This is a genomic window from Streptococcus oralis (genome assembly GCF_003944215.1).
Lineage (GTDB): Bacteria > Bacillota > Bacilli > Lactobacillales > Streptococcaceae > Streptococcus > Streptococcus oralis_BI.
The window spans coordinates 127026-141349 of sequence record NZ_RJVZ01000001.1 but is presented as its reverse complement, the minus strand read 5'-3'; the positions used below and the strand labels follow the sequence as shown (position 1 = coordinate 141349).

At 41.0% G+C, this 14324-nt stretch carries 28 protein-coding genes; all 28 read left to right on the top strand.

The window, feature by feature from the left end; translation table 11 throughout:
• Positions 1–40: 40 nt before the first annotated feature.
• The 28 genes from rpsJ to D8804_RS00715 all read left to right on the top strand — a co-directional run bounded on the left by rpsJ (position 41) and on the right by D8804_RS00715 (position 14313).
• A complete protein-coding gene (gene rpsJ / locus D8804_RS00850) occupies positions 41–349 on the top strand; it encodes a 30S ribosomal protein S10 (RefSeq protein ID WP_003009585.1) in 309 nt (102 codons plus the stop codon).
• 82 nt (positions 350–431) lie between these two features.
• Positions 432–1058: a 50S ribosomal protein L3 gene (rplC, locus tag D8804_RS00845; protein WP_000160197.1), complete on the top strand. Its 627-nt coding sequence runs from the start codon at positions 432–434 to the stop codon at positions 1056–1058.
• A 24-nt stretch (positions 1059–1082) separates the two neighbouring features.
• A complete protein-coding gene (gene rplD, locus D8804_RS00840; RefSeq protein ID WP_125398492.1) occupies positions 1083–1706 on the top strand; it encodes a 50S ribosomal protein L4 in 624 nt (207 codons plus the stop codon).
• A complete protein-coding gene (locus D8804_RS00835) occupies positions 1706–2002 on the top strand; it encodes a 50S ribosomal protein L23 (protein WP_001055347.1) in 297 nt (98 codons plus the stop codon). Before rplD ends, D8804_RS00835 begins: the two co-directional genes overlap by 1 nt.
• A gap of 17 nt (positions 2003–2019) precedes the next feature.
• The gene (gene rplB, locus D8804_RS00830; RefSeq protein WP_000512910.1) at positions 2020–2853 is read left to right on the top strand and encodes a 50S ribosomal protein L2; all 834 of its coding nucleotides are present in this window, start codon (positions 2020–2022) and stop codon (positions 2851–2853) included.
• A 102-nt stretch (positions 2854–2955) separates the two neighbouring features.
• Positions 2956–3237, top strand: coding sequence for a 30S ribosomal protein S19 (gene rpsS / locus D8804_RS00825; protein ID WP_000533766.1), 282 nt, complete (start codon positions 2956–2958; stop codon positions 3235–3237).
• A gap of 11 nt (positions 3238–3248) precedes the next feature.
• The gene (rplV, locus tag D8804_RS00820; RefSeq protein ID WP_000818137.1) at positions 3249–3593 is read left to right on the top strand and encodes a 50S ribosomal protein L22; all 345 of its coding nucleotides are present in this window, start codon (positions 3249–3251) and stop codon (positions 3591–3593) included.
• Positions 3594–3605: 12 nt separating this feature from the next.
• Positions 3606–4259 carry a 30S ribosomal protein S3 gene (gene rpsC / locus D8804_RS00815; protein WP_000529936.1) on the top strand — a complete coding sequence of 218 codons (654 nt, stop codon included), beginning with the start codon at positions 3606–3608 and terminating at the stop codon, positions 4257–4259.
• A 3-nt stretch (positions 4260–4262) separates the two neighbouring features.
• On the top strand, positions 4263–4676 hold the full coding sequence (rplP, locus tag D8804_RS00810; RefSeq protein WP_000960948.1) for a 50S ribosomal protein L16: 414 nt from the start codon (positions 4263–4265) through the stop codon (positions 4674–4676).
• Positions 4677–4685: 9 nt separating this feature from the next.
• The gene (rpmC, locus tag D8804_RS00805) at positions 4686–4892 is read left to right on the top strand and encodes a 50S ribosomal protein L29 (protein ID WP_000772918.1); all 207 of its coding nucleotides are present in this window, start codon (positions 4686–4688) and stop codon (positions 4890–4892) included.
• Positions 4893–4916: 24 nt separating this feature from the next.
• Entirely contained in the window at positions 4917–5177 is a 261-nt protein-coding gene (gene rpsQ, locus D8804_RS00800; RefSeq protein WP_000440801.1) for a 30S ribosomal protein S17, read from the top strand.
• A gap of 25 nt (positions 5178–5202) precedes the next feature.
• Positions 5203–5571, top strand: coding sequence for a 50S ribosomal protein L14 (gene rplN, locus D8804_RS00795; protein WP_000616545.1), 369 nt, complete (start codon positions 5203–5205; stop codon positions 5569–5571).
• A 182-nt stretch (positions 5572–5753) separates the two neighbouring features.
• The gene (gene rplX / locus D8804_RS00790; protein WP_000497691.1) at positions 5754–6059 is read left to right on the top strand and encodes a 50S ribosomal protein L24; all 306 of its coding nucleotides are present in this window, start codon (positions 5754–5756) and stop codon (positions 6057–6059) included.
• 23 nt (positions 6060–6082) lie between these two features.
• Complete coding sequence (gene rplE / locus D8804_RS00785) at positions 6083–6625, top strand: 50S ribosomal protein L5 (protein WP_000013542.1); 543 nt, start codon at positions 6083–6085, stop codon at positions 6623–6625.
• Between the two features lie 17 nt (positions 6626–6642).
• Positions 6643–6828: a type Z 30S ribosomal protein S14 gene (locus tag D8804_RS00780; RefSeq protein ID WP_001085697.1), complete on the top strand. Its 186-nt coding sequence runs from the start codon at positions 6643–6645 to the stop codon at positions 6826–6828.
• 284 nt (positions 6829–7112) lie between these two features.
• A complete protein-coding gene (gene rpsH, locus D8804_RS00775) occupies positions 7113–7511 on the top strand; it encodes a 30S ribosomal protein S8 (protein WP_000245504.1) in 399 nt (132 codons plus the stop codon).
• A gap of 187 nt (positions 7512–7698) precedes the next feature.
• Positions 7699–8235: a 50S ribosomal protein L6 gene (rplF, locus tag D8804_RS00770; RefSeq protein ID WP_125398491.1), complete on the top strand. Its 537-nt coding sequence runs from the start codon at positions 7699–7701 to the stop codon at positions 8233–8235.
• Positions 8236–8318: 83 nt separating this feature from the next.
• Positions 8319–8675 carry a 50S ribosomal protein L18 gene (gene rplR / locus D8804_RS00765; protein WP_004251098.1) on the top strand — a complete coding sequence of 119 codons (357 nt, stop codon included), beginning with the start codon at positions 8319–8321 and terminating at the stop codon, positions 8673–8675.
• 17 nt (positions 8676–8692) lie between these two features.
• A complete protein-coding gene (rpsE, locus tag D8804_RS00760; protein ID WP_000874204.1) occupies positions 8693–9187 on the top strand; it encodes a 30S ribosomal protein S5 in 495 nt (164 codons plus the stop codon).
• Between the two features lie 13 nt (positions 9188–9200).
• A complete protein-coding gene (rpmD, locus tag D8804_RS00755; RefSeq protein WP_000057241.1) occupies positions 9201–9383 on the top strand; it encodes a 50S ribosomal protein L30 in 183 nt (60 codons plus the stop codon).
• A gap of 145 nt (positions 9384–9528) precedes the next feature.
• The gene (gene rplO / locus D8804_RS00750; protein WP_000766092.1) at positions 9529–9969 is read left to right on the top strand and encodes a 50S ribosomal protein L15; all 441 of its coding nucleotides are present in this window, start codon (positions 9529–9531) and stop codon (positions 9967–9969) included.
• A gap of 11 nt (positions 9970–9980) precedes the next feature.
• Entirely contained in the window at positions 9981–11291 is a 1311-nt protein-coding gene (gene secY / locus D8804_RS00745; protein ID WP_000465381.1) for a preprotein translocase subunit SecY, read from the top strand.
• Between the two features lie 145 nt (positions 11292–11436).
• Positions 11437–12075, top strand: a complete 639-nt coding sequence (locus D8804_RS00740; protein WP_001050433.1) for an adenylate kinase — start codon at positions 11437–11439, stop codon at positions 12073–12075.
• A 116-nt stretch (positions 12076–12191) separates the two neighbouring features.
• Positions 12192–12410 (top strand): translation initiation factor IF-1, encoded by a 219-nt coding sequence (infA, locus tag D8804_RS00735; RefSeq protein ID WP_001029883.1) that lies wholly within the window; start codon positions 12192–12194, stop codon positions 12408–12410.
• A 24-nt stretch (positions 12411–12434) separates the two neighbouring features.
• Positions 12435–12551, top strand: coding sequence for a 50S ribosomal protein L36 (gene rpmJ / locus D8804_RS00730; RefSeq protein ID WP_001808836.1), 117 nt, complete (start codon positions 12435–12437; stop codon positions 12549–12551).
• Between the two features lie 17 nt (positions 12552–12568).
• The gene (gene rpsM / locus D8804_RS00725; protein ID WP_000090781.1) at positions 12569–12934 is read left to right on the top strand and encodes a 30S ribosomal protein S13; all 366 of its coding nucleotides are present in this window, start codon (positions 12569–12571) and stop codon (positions 12932–12934) included.
• 17 nt (positions 12935–12951) lie between these two features.
• Entirely contained in the window at positions 12952–13335 is a 384-nt protein-coding gene (gene rpsK / locus D8804_RS00720; RefSeq protein ID WP_001118385.1) for a 30S ribosomal protein S11, read from the top strand.
• 42 nt (positions 13336–13377) lie between these two features.
• Positions 13378–14313 (top strand): DNA-directed RNA polymerase subunit alpha, encoded by a 936-nt coding sequence (locus D8804_RS00715; protein ID WP_125398490.1) that lies wholly within the window; start codon positions 13378–13380, stop codon positions 14311–14313.
• Positions 14314–14324 lie beyond the last annotated feature (11 nt).

Here is a 14324-nt window from a genome sequence, read left to right as displayed (position 1 = left end):
AGCTAGCCTATTATCTTAAATAGACGAAAAGGAGAAAAAGATGGCAAACAAAAAAATCCGTATCCGTTTGAAAGCTTACGAACACCGTACGCTTGACACAGCGGCTGCTAAAATCGTAGAATCAGCTACTCGTACAGGTGCACAAGTTGCGGGTCCAATCCCACTTCCAACTGAGCGTAGCCTCTACACAATTATTCGTGCGACTCACAAATATAAAGATTCTCGCGAACAATTCGAAATGCGTACACACAAACGTTTGATCGATATTATCAACCCAACTCAAAAAACAGTTGACGCTTTGATGAAATTGGATCTTCCAAGTGGTGTAAACGTAGAAATCAAACTTTAATCTAAAGCTTGATACCTTGAGCATAAAAAACGCTCGTTAAAAACTTTTTGAATAAAAAATATAGAAAAGGAACTATTTTCTCATGACAAAAGGAATCTTAGGGAAAAAAGTGGGAATGACTCAAATCTTCACTGAAGCTGGCGAATTGATCCCTGTAACAGTTATTGAAGCAACTCCAAACGTTGTTCTTCAAGTTAAAACTGTTGAAACAGACGGATACAACGCTATCCAAGTTGGTTTCGATGACAAACGCGAAGTATTGAGCAACAAACCTGCTAAAGGACATGTAGCGAAAGCTAACACGGCTCCTAAGCGCTTCATTCGTGAATTCAAAAACGTTGAAGGCTTGGAAGTTGGTGCTGAAATCACAGTTGAAACATTCGCAGCTGGAGACGTTGTTGACGTAACTGGTACTTCTAAAGGTAAAGGTTTCCAAGGTGTTATCAAACGCCACGGACAATCACGTGGACCAATGGCTCACGGTTCTCGTTACCACCGTCGTCCAGGTTCTATGGGACCTGTTGCACCTAACCGCGTATTCAAAGGTAAAAACCTTGCAGGACGTATGGGTGGCGACCGCGTAACAATTCAAAACCTTGAAGTTGTACAAGTTGTTCCAGAAAAGAACGTTATCCTTATCAAAGGTAACGTACCAGGTGCTAAGAAATCTCTTATCACTATCAAATCAGCAGTTAAAGCTGGTAAATAATAAAGAAAGGGGAAATCAGTCACAATGGCAAACGTAACATTATTTGACCAAACTGGTAAAGAAGCTGGCCAAGTTGTTCTTAACGATGCAGTATTTGGTATCGAACCAAATGAATCAGTTGTGTTTGATGTGATCATCAGCCAACGCGCAAGCCTTCGTCAAGGAACACACGCTGTTAAAAACCGCTCTGCAGTATCAGGTGGTGGACGCAAACCATGGCGTCAAAAAGGAACTGGACGTGCTCGTCAAGGTTCTATCCGCTCACCACAATGGCGTGGTGGTGGTGTTGTCTTCGGACCAACTCCACGTTCATACGGCTACAAACTTCCACAAAAAGTTCGTCGCCTAGCTCTTAAATCAGTTTACTCTGAAAAAGTTGCTGAAAACAAATTCGTAGCTGTAGACGCTCTTTCATTTACAGCTCCAAAAACTGCTGAATTTGCAAAAGTTCTTGCAGCATTGAGCATCGATTCTAAAGTTCTTGTTATCCTTGAAGAAGAAAATGAATTCGCAGCTCTTTCAGCTCGTAACCTTCCAAACGTGAAAGTTGCAACTGCTACAACTGCAAGTGTTCTTGACATCGCAAATAGCGACAAACTTCTTGTCACACAAGCAGCTATCTCTAAAATCGAGGAGGTTCTTGCATAATGAATTTGTATGATGTTATCAAAAAACCTGTCATCACTGAAAGCTCAATGGCTCAACTTGAAGCAGGCAAATATGTATTTGAAGTTGACACTCGTGCACACAAACTTTTGATCAAGCAAGCTGTTGAAGCTGCTTTCGAAGGTGTTAAAGTTGCCAACGTTAACACAATCAACGTAAAACCAAAAGCAAAACGTGTTGGACGTTACACTGGTTTTACTAACAAAACTAAAAAAGCTATCATCACACTTACAGCTGATTCAAAAGCAATCGAGTTGTTCGCTGCTGAAGCTGAATAATCTAAGGAGGAAATATCGTGGGAATTCGTGTTTATAAACCAACAACAAACGGTCGCCGTAATATGACTTCTTTGGATTTCGCTGAAATCACAACAAGCACTCCTGAAAAATCATTGCTTGTTGCTTTGAAGAGCAAGGCTGGTCGTAACAACAACGGTCGTATCACAGTTCGTCACCAAGGTGGTGGACACAAACGTTTCTACCGTTTGGTTGACTTCAAACGTAACAAAGACAACGTTGAAGCAGTTGTTAAAACAATCGAGTACGATCCAAACCGTTCTGCAAACATCGCTCTTGTACACTACACTGACGGTGTGAAAGCATATATCATCGCTCCAAAAGGTCTTGAAGTTGGTCAACGCATCGTTTCAGGTCCAGAAGCAGATATCAAAGTCGGAAACGCTCTTCCACTTGCTAACATCCCAGTTGGTACTTTGATCCACAACATTGAGTTGAAACCAGGTCGTGGTGGAGAATTGGTACGTGCTGCTGGAGCTTCTGCTCAAGTATTGGGTCAAGAAGGTAAATACGTTCTTGTTCGTCTTCAATCTGGCGAAGTACGTATGATTCTTGGAACTTGTCGTGCAACAGTTGGTGTTGTCGGAAACGAACAACATGGACTTGTTAACCTTGGTAAAGCAGGACGTAGCCGTTGGAAAGGTATCCGCCCAACAGTTCGTGGTTCTGTAATGAACCCTAACGATCACCCACACGGTGGTGGTGAAGGTAAAGCACCAGTTGGACGTAAAGCACCATCTACTCCATGGGGCAAACCTGCTCTTGGTCTTAAAACTCGTAACAAGAAAGCGAAATCTGACAAACTTATCGTTCGTCGTCGCAACGAGAAATAATAGTAAACTAGTCGCCTAGCAACTAGGAAATCCGCCAGCTCGGTAGCGCTCCATGTGAGCGCAAGCCGCTGTGGTACAACATTTAAAGGAGAAAATATAAAAATGGGACGCAGTCTTAAAAAAGGACCTTTCGTCGATGAGCATTTGATGAAAAAAGTTGAAGCTCAAGCTAACGACGAAAAGAAAAAAGTTATCAAAACTTGGTCACGTCGTTCAACGATCTTCCCAAGTTTCATTGGTTACACTATCGCAGTTTATGACGGACGTAAACACGTACCTGTTTACATCCAAGAAGACATGGTAGGTCACAAACTTGGTGAATTTGCACCAACTCGTACTTACAAAGGTCACGCTGCAGACGACAAGAAAACACGTAGAAAATAAGGAGAACATAAATGGCAGAAATTACTTCAGCTAAAGCAATGGCTCGTACAGTACGTGTTTCACCTCGTAAATCACGTCTTGTTCTTGACAACATCCGTGGTAAAAGCGTAGCCGATGCTATTGCAATCTTGACATTCACTCCAAACAAAGCTGCTGAGATTATCTTGAAAGTTTTGAACTCAGCTGTAGCTAACGCTGAAAACAACTTTGGTTTGGATAAAGCTAACTTGGTAGTATCTGAAGCATTCGCAAACGAAGGACCAACTATGAAACGTTTCCGTCCACGTGCGAAAGGTTCAGCTTCACCAATCAACAAACGTACAGCTCACATCACTGTGGCTGTTGCAGAAAAATAAGGAGGTAACATCGTGGGTCAAAAAGTACATCCAATTGGTATGCGTGTCGGCATCATCCGTGATTGGGATGCCAAATGGTATGCTGAAAAAGAATACGCGGATTACCTTCATGAAGATCTTGCAATCCGTAAATTCGTTCAAAAAGAACTTGCTGACGCAGCAGTTTCAACTATCGAAATTGAACGCGCAGTAAACAAAGTTAACGTTTCACTTCACACTGCTAAACCAGGTATGGTTATCGGTAAAGGTGGTGCTAACGTTGATGCACTCCGTGCAAAACTTAACAAATTGACAGGAAAACAAGTACACATCAACATCATCGAAATCAAACAACCTGATTTGGATGCTCACCTTGTAGGTGAAGGAATTGCTCGTCAATTGGAGCAACGTGTCGCTTTCCGTCGTGCACAAAAACAAGCAATCCAACGTGCAATGCGTGCTGGAGCTAAAGGAATCAAAACTCAAGTATCAGGTCGTTTGAACGGTGCAGATATCGCCCGTGCTGAAGGATACTCTGAAGGAACTGTTCCACTTCACACACTTCGTGCAGATATCGATTACGCTTGGGAAGAAGCAGATACTACATACGGTAAACTTGGTGTTAAAGTATGGATCTACCGTGGTGAAGTTCTTCCAGCTCGTAAAAACACTAAAGGAGGTAAATAACCAATGTTAGTACCTAAACGTGTTAAACACCGTCGTGAATTCCGTGGAAAAATGCGCGGTGAAGCAAAAGGTGGAAAAGAAGTAGCATTCGGTGAATACGGTCTTCAAGCTACAACTAGCCACTGGATCACTAACCGCCAAATCGAAGCTGCTCGTATCGCCATGACTCGTTACATGAAACGTGGTGGTAAAGTTTGGATTAAAATCTTCCCACACAAATCATACACTGCTAAAGCTATCGGTGTGCGTATGGGATCTGGTAAAGGGGCACCTGAAGGTTGGGTAGCACCAGTTAAACGTGGAAAAGTGATGTTTGAAGTTGCTGGTGTATCTGAAGAGATCGCTCGCGAAGCGCTTCGTCTTGCTAGCCACAAATTGCCAGTTAAATGTAAATTCGTAAAACGTGAAGCAGAATAAGGAGAAGGCATGAAACTTAATGAAGTAAAAGAATTTGTTAAAGAACTTCGTGGTCTTTCTCAAGAAGAACTCGCGAAGCGCGAAAACGAATTGAAAAAAGAATTGTTTGAACTTCGTTTCCAAGCTGCTACTGGTCAATTGGAACAAACAGCTCGCTTGAAAGAAGTTAAAAAACAAATCGCTCGTATCAAAACAGTTCAATCTGAAGCGAAATAATAGACTAGGGAAGGAGAAATTTCAATGGAACGCAATAATCGTAAAGTTCTTGTTGGACGTGTTGTATCTGACAAAATGGACAAGACAATCACAGTTGTAGTTGAAACAAAACGTAACCACCCAGTCTATGGTAAACGTATTAACTACTCTAAGAAATACAAAGCACATGATGAAAACAATGTTGCCAAAGAAGGCGATATCGTACGTATCATGGAAACTCGTCCGCTTTCAGCTACAAAACGTTTCCGTCTTGTAGAAGTTGTTGAAGAAGCGGTCATCATCTAATCAAGCCTGAAAGGAGAAAACTGAAATGATTCAAACAGAAACTCGTTTGAAAGTCGCAGACAACAGCGGTGCTCGCGAAATCTTGACTATCAAAGTTCTTGGTGGTTCAGGACGTAAATTTGCAAACATCGGTGATGTTATTGTGGCATCTGTAAAACAAGCTACTCCTGGTGGTGCGGTTAAAAAAGGTGACGTTGTAAAAGCTGTTATCGTTCGTACTAAATCAGGTGCTCGTCGTGCTGATGGTTCATACATCAAATTTGACGAAAACGCAGCAGTTATCATCCGTGAAGACAAAACTCCTCGCGGAACACGTATCTTTGGCCCAGTTGCACGTGAATTGCGTGAAGGTGGCTTCATGAAGATCGTGTCACTTGCTCCAGAAGTACTTTAATTAGTTGCTCAAAGAAAATTGAAACAAGTCTAGGAAGTGAAACGAAAGCATAACTTGAGTTAGGTGAGTTGAAACTGACGAAGAATTGCTTTGATTTTCGCAGAGTAAAAACAAACAAACTAGTCCCCTGGATTTACTCCAGGGTGCCCCTATGGGCGTAAGAAAAATCAAGGAGAAACCTAATGTTTGTAAAAAAAGGCGACAAAGTTCGCGTAATCGCTGGTAAAGATAAGGGAACAGAAGCTGTTGTCCTTACTGCCCTTCCAAAAGTAAACAAAGTTATCGTTGAAGGTGTTAACATCGTTAAGAAACACCAACGTCCAACTAACGAGCTTCCTCAAGGTGGTATCATCGAGAAAGAAGCAGCTATCCACGTATCAAACGTTCAAGTATTGGACAAAAATGGTGTAGCTGGTCGTGTTGGTTACAAATTTGTAGACGGTAAAAAAGTTCGCTACAACAAAAAATCAGGCGAAGTGCTTGATTAATCACGAAGGAAAGGAGAAGTATAATGGCAAATCGTTTAAAAGAAAAATATCTTAATGAAGTAGTTCCTGCTTTGACAGAACAATTCAACTACTCATCAGTGATGGCTGTGCCTAAAGTAGATAAGATCGTTTTGAACATGGGTGTTGGTGAAGCTGTATCAAACGCTAAAAGCCTTGAAAAAGCTGCTGAAGAATTGGCACTTATCTCAGGTCAAAAACCACTTATCACTAAAGCTAAAAAATCAATCGCCGGCTTCCGTCTTCGTGAAGGTGTAGCGATCGGTGCAAAAGTTACCCTTCGTGGTGAACGTATGTACGAATTCTTGGATAAATTGGTTTCAGTTTCACTTCCACGTGTGCGTGACTTCCACGGTGTTCCAACAAAATCATTTGATGGACGCGGGAACTACACACTTGGTGTGAAAGAACAATTGATCTTCCCAGAAATCAACTTTGATGACGTTGACAAAACTCGTGGTCTTGACATCGTTATCGTAACAACTGCTAACACTGACGAAGAGTCACGTGCATTGCTTACAGGCCTTGGAATGCCTTTTGCAAAATAATATAGGAGGTAAATCTAATGGCTAAAAAATCAATGATTGCTAAGAACAAACGTCCAGCGAAGTTCTCTACTCAAGCTTATACTCGTTGTGAAAAATGTGGTCGTCCACATTCAGTTTACCGCAAATTTAAACTTTGCCGTGTTTGCTTCCGTGAATTAGCTTACAAAGGACAAATTCCTGGTGTAACAAAAGCATCTTGGTAATTTAAGATATCAAGGGCGTCAAAACTCCAAGTGAAAATAGGAAACTTGACGAAGAAACTGAAGTTTCTAGGAAAGTTTATCTTTTTCACGCAGAGTTTAGCCCGGGTTCAGTTGGGCTTGCCAATTTGAACACGAGCTACAGCTTTGGCAAAAAAGACCAATTTGCTTTGGAGCATCGCTCCTGCATCAAATTGCCTATTTTTGCTCTTGCTGTTACGCTCTTTGTATCATGTATTAACTAGCAAGTGCAACTTGCAAACTACTAGTAAGAGGAGAAAAACAAAATGGTTATGACTGACCCAATCGCAGACTTCCTAACTCGTATTCGTAACGCTAACCAAGCGAAACACGAAGTACTTGAAGTGCCTGCATCAAACATCAAAAAAGGGATTGCTGAAATCCTTAAACGCGAAGGTTTTGTTAAGAACGTAGAAATCATCGAAGATGACAAACAAGGCATCATCCGTGTATTCCTTAAATACGGACCAAACGGTGAAAAAGTTATCACTAACTTGAAACGTGTTTCTAAACCAGGACTTCGTGTCTACAAAAAACGTGAAGATCTTCCAAAAGTTCTTAACGGACTTGGAATTGCTATCCTTTCAACTTCTGAAGGTTTGCTTACTGATAAAGAAGCTCGCCAAAAGAATGTTGGTGGTGAGGTTATCGCTTACGTTTGGTAATATTTAGCTCCCAATTTCTTTGTGAGTCTTCGTTATCGTCTCTTGCCTAACCCAAAATTATGCCTTCGAGACGATGCCTAGATTCACTTTGAAATTGAAACCTAAATGTTCCTTTAAATCGAGAAATCGATTTAACCCCGTGAAAACTGGCCGTTATGGCCTGACAATTTAACAGGAGAAAATAAACATGTCACGTATTGGTAATAAAGTTATCGTGTTGCCTGCTGGTGTTGAAATCACTAACAATGACAACGTTGTAACTGTAAAAGGACCTAAAGGAGAACTTACTCGTGAGTTCTCAAAAGATATTGAAATCCGTGTGGAAGGTACTGAAGTAACTCTTCACCGTCCAAACGATTCAAAAGAAATGAAAACTATCCACGGAACTACTCGTGCCCTTTTGAACAACATGGTAATTGGTGTATCAGAAGGATTCAAGAAAGAACTTGAAATGCGCGGGGTTGGTTACCGTGCACAACTTCAAGGTAAAAAACTTGTTTTGGCTGTTGGTAAATCTCATCCAGACGAAGTTGAAGCTCCAGAAGGAATTACTTTTGAACTTCCAAACCCAACAACAATCGTTGTTAGCGGAATTTCAAAAGAAGTAGTTGGTCAAACAGCTGCTTACGTACGTAGCCTTCGTTCACCAGAACCATACAAAGGTAAAGGTATCCGTTACGTTGGCGAATATGTTCGTCTTAAAGAAGGTAAAACTGGTAAATAATGTTGAGTGGTTGATTTTCAACCACCAACCTCATTACCAACTTTGTGCATAGCACACGATTTAAAACTAAAGAGGTGAAAACTGTGATTTCTAAACCAGATAAAAACAAACTCCGCCAAAAACGCCACCGTCGCGTTCGCGGAAAACTCTCTGGAACTGCTGATCGCCCACGTTTGAACGTATTCCGTTCTAATACAGGCATCTACGCTCAAGTGATTGATGACGTAGCGGGTGTAACGCTCGCAAGTGCTTCAACTCTTGACAAAGAAGTTTCAAAAGGAACTAAAACTGAACAAGCCGTTGCTGTCGGTAAACTCGTTGCAGAACGTGCAAGTGCTAAAGGTATTTCAGAAGTGGTGTTCGACCGCGGTGGATATCTATATCACGGACGTGTGAAAGCTTTGGCTGATGCAGCTCGTGAAAACGGATTGAAATTCTAATAGGAGGACACTAGAAAATGGCATTTAAAGACAATGCAGTTGAATTAGAAGAACGCGTAGTTGCTGTCAACCGTGTTACAAAAGTTGTTAAAGGTGGACGTCGTCTTCGTTTCGCAGCTCTTGTTGTTGTTGGTGACCACAATGGTCGCGTAGGATTTGGTACTGGTAAAGCTCAAGAAGTTCCAGAAGCAATCCGTAAAGCAGTAGAAGATGCTAAGAAAAACTTGATTGAAGTTCCTATGGTTGGAACAACAATCCCACACGAAGTTCTTTCAGAATTTGGTGGAGCTAAAGTATTGTTGAAACCTGCTGTAGAAGGTTCTGGAGTTGCCGCTGGTGGTGCAGTTCGTGCCGTTGTGGAATTGGCAGGTGTGGCAGATATTACATCTAAATCACTTGGCTCTAACACTCCAATCAACATTGTTCGCGCAACTGTTGAAGGTTTGAAACAATTGAAACGCGCTGAAGAAGTTGCTGCCCTTCGTGGTATTTCAGTTTCTGATTTGGCATAAGAAAGGGGATAAAATGGCTCAAATTAAAATTACTTTGACTAAGTCTCCAATCGGACGCATTCCATCACAACGTAAAACTGTTGTAGCACTTGGACTTGGCAAATTGAACAGCTCTGTTATTAAAGAAGACAACGCTGCTATCCGTGGTATGATCACTGCAGTATCTCACTTGGTAACAGTTGAAGAAGTAAACTAATGAATTTTTAGGGGATGTGACAATACTCATCCCCTAAAACTAGATATAGTCATCTAAGATGACGAATGTATAGGCGAGTTGATAAGGGAGACAACCTTTTCTCTCTTATCGGCGCTAGCATTTTACAAAAGAGGAGAAAATATAAATGAAACTTCATGAATTGAAACCTGCAGAAGGTTCTCGTAAAGTACGTAACCGTGTTGGTCGTGGTACTTCATCAGGTAACGGTAAAACATCTGGTCGCGGTCAAAAAGGTCAAAAAGCTCGTAGCGGTGGCGGAGTTCGCCTTGGTTTTGAAGGTGGACAAACTCCATTGTTCCGTCGTCTTCCAAAACGTGGATTCACTAACATCAACGCTAAAGAATACGCAATTGTAAATCTTGATCAATTGAACGTTTTTGAAGATGGTACTGAAGTTACTCCAGTTGTTCTTATCGAAGCAGGAATTGTAAAGGCTGAAAAATCAGGCGTTAAGATTCTTGGTAACGGTGAGTTGACTAAGAAGTTGACTGTGAAAGCAGCTAAATTCTCTAAAACAGCTGAAGAAGCTATCACTGCTAAAGGTGGTTCAGTAGAAGTCATCTAGAGAGGTGACCTATGTTTTTTAAATTATTAAAAGAGGCTCTCAAGGTTAAGAAAGTACGATCAAAAATTCTCTTTACGATTTTTATCATACTTGTCTTCCGTATTGGGACTAGTATTACTGTACCAGGTGTGAATGCAAAAAGTCTGGAAGCTTTGAGTGGATTATCCTTCTTGAACATGCTTAGTTTAGTTTCAGGGAATGCCATGAAGAACTTCTCGGTTTTTGCACTCGGTGTGAGTCCGTATATCACAGCTTCCATCGTTGTTCAATTGCTACAAATGGATATTGTTCCAAAGTTTGTAGAGTGGGGCAAGCAGGGGGAAGTAGGACGGAGAAAGATAAACCAAGCGACTCGTTATATTGCGCTTGTACTTGCGTTTGTGCAATCAATCGGAATCACTGCTGGTTTTAACACTCTATCTGGTGCAAAATTATTAACGACAGATCTAACACCTCAAGTCTTTGTTACGATTGGTATTATCCTGACTGCAGGTACTATGATTGTTACTTGGCTCGGGGAGCAAATCACTGATAAGGGATATGGTAACGGGGTGTCTATGATTATCTTTGCTGGGATTGTGGCTTCAATTCCAGAGATGATTCATGGCATCTACGTGGACTATTTTGTCAATATTCCAAGTGATCGGTTGACGTCATCTATTATATTTGTCGTTATTCTCATTATAGCTGTTTTGTTGATTGTTTACTTTACAACATATGTACAACAGGCAGAATATAAAATTCCGATCCAATATACAAAAGTTGCTCAAGGTGCTCCATCCAGTTCTTACCTTCCTTTGAAGGTTAATCCTGCTGGTGTTATCCCAGTTATCTTTGCAAGTTCGATTACGGCAGCTCCTGCGGCTATTCTTCAGTTTGTCAGCGCTATGGGGCTTGATTGGACTTGGGTACGTACAGCACAAGAAATGCTTGCGACAACATCTCCAACAGGTGTTGCCATGTATGCACTGCTGATTATTCTCTTTACATTCTTCTATACATTTGTACAGATCAATCCAGAGAAAGCAGCAGAAAACTTGCAAAAGAGCGGAGCCTATATCCACGGTGTTCGTCCTGGTAAGGGAACAGAAGAGTTCATGTCGAAACTTCTTCGTCGCCTTGCAACCGTCGGTTCCCTTTTCCTTGGTGTGATTTCAATCTTGCCAATTGTAGCAAAAGATGTCTTTGGGCTCTCAGAAGCGGTTGCTTTTGGGGGAACTAGTCTTTTGATCATTATTTCGACAGGTATCGAGGGAATCAAACAGCTAGAAGGTTACCTATTGAAACGTAAGTATGTTGGTTTCATGGACAAAACAGAATAAAAGCAAGACTACTTTTGCTTAGAGAGTGGAGTATGAAAGTCTATCTATAAGGGAGACTTTCGTCTCCCCTCTTCTATTTTGTTTTTAAATAGGAGTTAGAACAGTTTTCTGCTTCTATTTAAATACAAAATAAGGAGATCAGATCATGAATCTTTTGATTATGGGCTTACCTGGAGCAGGTAAGGGAACGCAAGCAGCTAAAATTGTGGAACAATTCCACGTGGCACACATTTCAACTGGGGATATGTTCCGTGCTGCTATGGCAAATCAAACTGAAATGGGTGTGCTTGCAAAGTCATACATCGACAAAGGTGAGTTGGTTCCAGATGAAGTTACAAATGGAATTGTTAAAGAACGCCTTTCACAGGATGATATCAAAGAAACAGGTTTCTTGTTAGATGGTTACCCACGTACGATTGAACAAGCTCATGCCTTGGATAAAACATTGGCTGAACTTGGTATTGAATTGGAAGGTGTGATCAACATCGAAGTGAATCCAGACTGTCTCTTGGAACGTTTGAGTGGCCGTATCATCCACCGCGAAACAGGTGAAACCTTCCACAAAGTTTTCAACCCACCAGTTGACTACAAAGAAGAAGATTACTACCAACGCGAAGATGACAAACCCGAGACAGTTAAGCGTCGTTTGGATGTGAACATCGCCCAAGGTGAACCAATCATTGCTCACTACCGTGCCAAAGGTTTGGTTCACGATATCGAAGGAAATCAAGATATCAATGATGTGTTCAAAGACATCGAAAAAGTATTGACAAATTTGAAATAAAGCGTTTTTCACACTTGCAAAAAATCGTTACAAATGTTATACTGAGATAGTCTGACTTATAATTGTTGTCTCTATGTTTAGAGGCATCAAATCGAAATTTATGGAGGTGCTTTTGCGTGGCAAAAGACGATGTGATTGAAGTTGAAGGCAAAGTAGTCGATACAATGCCTAACGCAATGTTTACGGTTGAACTTGAAAATGGACATCAGATTTTAGCAACAGTTTCTGGTAAAATTCGTAAAAACTATATTCGTATTTTAGCGGGAGATCGTGTTACTGTCGAGATGAGTCCATATGACTTGACACGTGGACGTATCACTTACCGCTTTAAATAATCGAAAAACTTGGAGGGATAAGAAATGAAAGTAAGACCATCGGTCAAACCAATTTGCGAATACTGTAAAGTAATTCGTCGTAATGGTCGTGTTATGGTAATTTGCCCAGCAAATCCAAAACACAAACAACGTCAAGGATAAGATAGAAAGGAGAAAACATGGCTCGTATTGCTGGAGTTGACATTCCAAATGACAAACGCGTAGTAATCTCATTGACTTATGTTTATGGTATCGGACTTGCAACATCTAAGAAAATTTTGGCTGCTGCTGGAATCTCAGAAGATGTTCGTGTACGTGACCTTACATCAGATCAAGAAGATGCTATCCGTCGTGAAGTGGATGCAATCAAAGTTGAAGGTGACCTTCGTCGTGAAGTAAACTTGAACATCAAACGTTTGATGGAAATCGGTTCTTACCGTGGTATTCGTCACCGTCGTGGACTTCCTGTCCGTGGACAAAACACTAAAAACAACGCTCGCACTCGTAAAGGTAAAGCTGTTGCGATTGCTGGTAAGAAAAAATAATATAGGAGGTAAAAGTCTTGGCTAAACCAACACGTAAACGTCGTGTGAAAAAGAATATCGAATCTGGTATTGCTCATATTCACGCTACATTTAATAACACTATTGTTATGATTACTGATGTGCATGGTAATGCAATTGCTTGGTCATCAGCAGGTGCTCTTGGTTTCAAAGGTTCTCGTAAATCTACACCATTCGCTGCTCAAATGGCTTCTGAAGCTGCTGCTAAATCTGCACAAGAACACGGTCTTAAATCAGTTGAAGTTACTGTAAAAGGTCCAGGTTCTGGTCGTGAGTCAGCTATTCGTGCGCTTGCTGCCGCTGGTCTTGAAGTAACAGCAATTCGTGATGTGACTCCAGTGCCACACAATGGTGCTCGTCCTCCAAAACGTCGCCGTGTATAATCATTGCATTACACTGCTTTTCGTTTAAGAGGGAGTAACTAAATGATCGAGTTTGAAAAACCAAATATAACAAAAATTGATGAAAATAAAGATTATGGCAAGTTTGTAATCGAACCGCTTGAACGTGGCTACGGTACAACTCTTGGTAACTCTCTTCGTCGTGTACTACTAGCTTCTCTACCAGGAGCAGCAGTGACATCTATCAATATTGAAGGTGTCTTGCATGAGTTCGACACAGTTCCAGGTGTTCGTGAAGACGTGATGCAAATCATTCTGAACATTAAAGGGATTGCAGTGAAATCATACGTTGAAGACGAAAAAATCATTGAACTTGACGTTGAAGGTCCTGCTGAAGTAACAGCTGGAGACATTTTGACTGATAGTGATATTGAGATTGTAAATCCAGATCATTATCTCTTTACAATCGGTGAAGGTTCTTCTCTAAAAGCGACAATGACTGTTAACAGTGGTCGTGGATATGTACCTGCTGATGAAAATAAAAAAGATAATGCACCGGTTGGAACACTTGCTGTAGATTCTATTTATACACCAGTTACAAAAGTCAACTATCAAGTAGAGCCTGCTCGTGTAGGTAGCAATGATGGATTTGACAAATTAACCCTTGAAATCTTGACTAATGGAACAATTATTCCAGAAGATGCTTTAGGGCTTTCAGCACGTATATTGACAGAACATCTTGATTTGTTTACAAATCTTACTGAGATTGCTAAGTCAACTGAAGTGATGAAAGAAGCTGATACTGAATCTGACGATCGTATTTTGGATCGTACGATTGAGGAACTGGACTTATCTGTGCGTTCATATAACTGTTTGAAACGTGCCGGTATCAATACTGTGCATGATTTGACAGAAAAATCTGAAGCAGAGATGATGAAAGTACGAAATCTTGGACGCAAGAGTTTGGAAGAAGTGAAACTCAAACTCATTGACTTGGGTCTTGGATTAAAAGATAAATAAAGGAGGAATAC

Coding starts and splice junctions, on each gene's coding strand:
- rpsJ (WP_003009585.1), top strand. CDS start 41: ATGGCAAACAAAAAAATCCGTATCCGTTTGAAAGCTTACGAACACCGT.
- rplC (WP_000160197.1), top strand. CDS start 432: ATGACAAAAGGAATCTTAGGGAAAAAAGTGGGAATGACTCAAATCTTC.
- rplD (WP_125398492.1), top strand. CDS start 1,083: ATGGCAAACGTAACATTATTTGACCAAACTGGTAAAGAAGCTGGCCAA.
- D8804_RS00835 (WP_001055347.1), top strand. CDS start 1,706: ATGAATTTGTATGATGTTATCAAAAAACCTGTCATCACTGAAAGCTCA.
- rpsS (WP_000533766.1), top strand. CDS start 2,956: ATGGGACGCAGTCTTAAAAAAGGACCTTTCGTCGATGAGCATTTGATG.
- rplV (WP_000818137.1), top strand. CDS start 3,249: ATGGCAGAAATTACTTCAGCTAAAGCAATGGCTCGTACAGTACGTGTT.
- rplP (WP_000960948.1), top strand. CDS start 4,263: ATGTTAGTACCTAAACGTGTTAAACACCGTCGTGAATTCCGTGGAAAA.
- rpmC (WP_000772918.1), top strand. CDS start 4,686: ATGAAACTTAATGAAGTAAAAGAATTTGTTAAAGAACTTCGTGGTCTT.
- rpsQ (WP_000440801.1), top strand. CDS start 4,917: ATGGAACGCAATAATCGTAAAGTTCTTGTTGGACGTGTTGTATCTGAC.
- rplN (WP_000616545.1), top strand. CDS start 5,203: ATGATTCAAACAGAAACTCGTTTGAAAGTCGCAGACAACAGCGGTGCT.
- rplX (WP_000497691.1), top strand. CDS start 5,754: ATGTTTGTAAAAAAAGGCGACAAAGTTCGCGTAATCGCTGGTAAAGAT.
- rplE (WP_000013542.1), top strand. CDS start 6,083: ATGGCAAATCGTTTAAAAGAAAAATATCTTAATGAAGTAGTTCCTGCT.
- D8804_RS00780 (WP_001085697.1), top strand. CDS start 6,643: ATGGCTAAAAAATCAATGATTGCTAAGAACAAACGTCCAGCGAAGTTC.
- rpsH (WP_000245504.1), top strand. CDS start 7,113: ATGGTTATGACTGACCCAATCGCAGACTTCCTAACTCGTATTCGTAAC.
- rplF (WP_125398491.1), top strand. CDS start 7,699: ATGTCACGTATTGGTAATAAAGTTATCGTGTTGCCTGCTGGTGTTGAA.
- rpsE (WP_000874204.1), top strand. CDS start 8,693: ATGGCATTTAAAGACAATGCAGTTGAATTAGAAGAACGCGTAGTTGCT.
- rpmD (WP_000057241.1), top strand. CDS start 9,201: ATGGCTCAAATTAAAATTACTTTGACTAAGTCTCCAATCGGACGCATT.
- rplO (WP_000766092.1), top strand. CDS start 9,529: ATGAAACTTCATGAATTGAAACCTGCAGAAGGTTCTCGTAAAGTACGT.
- secY (WP_000465381.1), top strand. CDS start 9,981: ATGTTTTTTAAATTATTAAAAGAGGCTCTCAAGGTTAAGAAAGTACGA.
- D8804_RS00740 (WP_001050433.1), top strand. CDS start 11,437: ATGAATCTTTTGATTATGGGCTTACCTGGAGCAGGTAAGGGAACGCAA.
- rpmJ (WP_001808836.1), top strand. CDS start 12,435: ATGAAAGTAAGACCATCGGTCAAACCAATTTGCGAATACTGTAAAGTA.
- rpsM (WP_000090781.1), top strand. CDS start 12,569: ATGGCTCGTATTGCTGGAGTTGACATTCCAAATGACAAACGCGTAGTA.
- D8804_RS00715 (WP_125398490.1), top strand. CDS start 13,378: ATGATCGAGTTTGAAAAACCAAATATAACAAAAATTGATGAAAATAAA.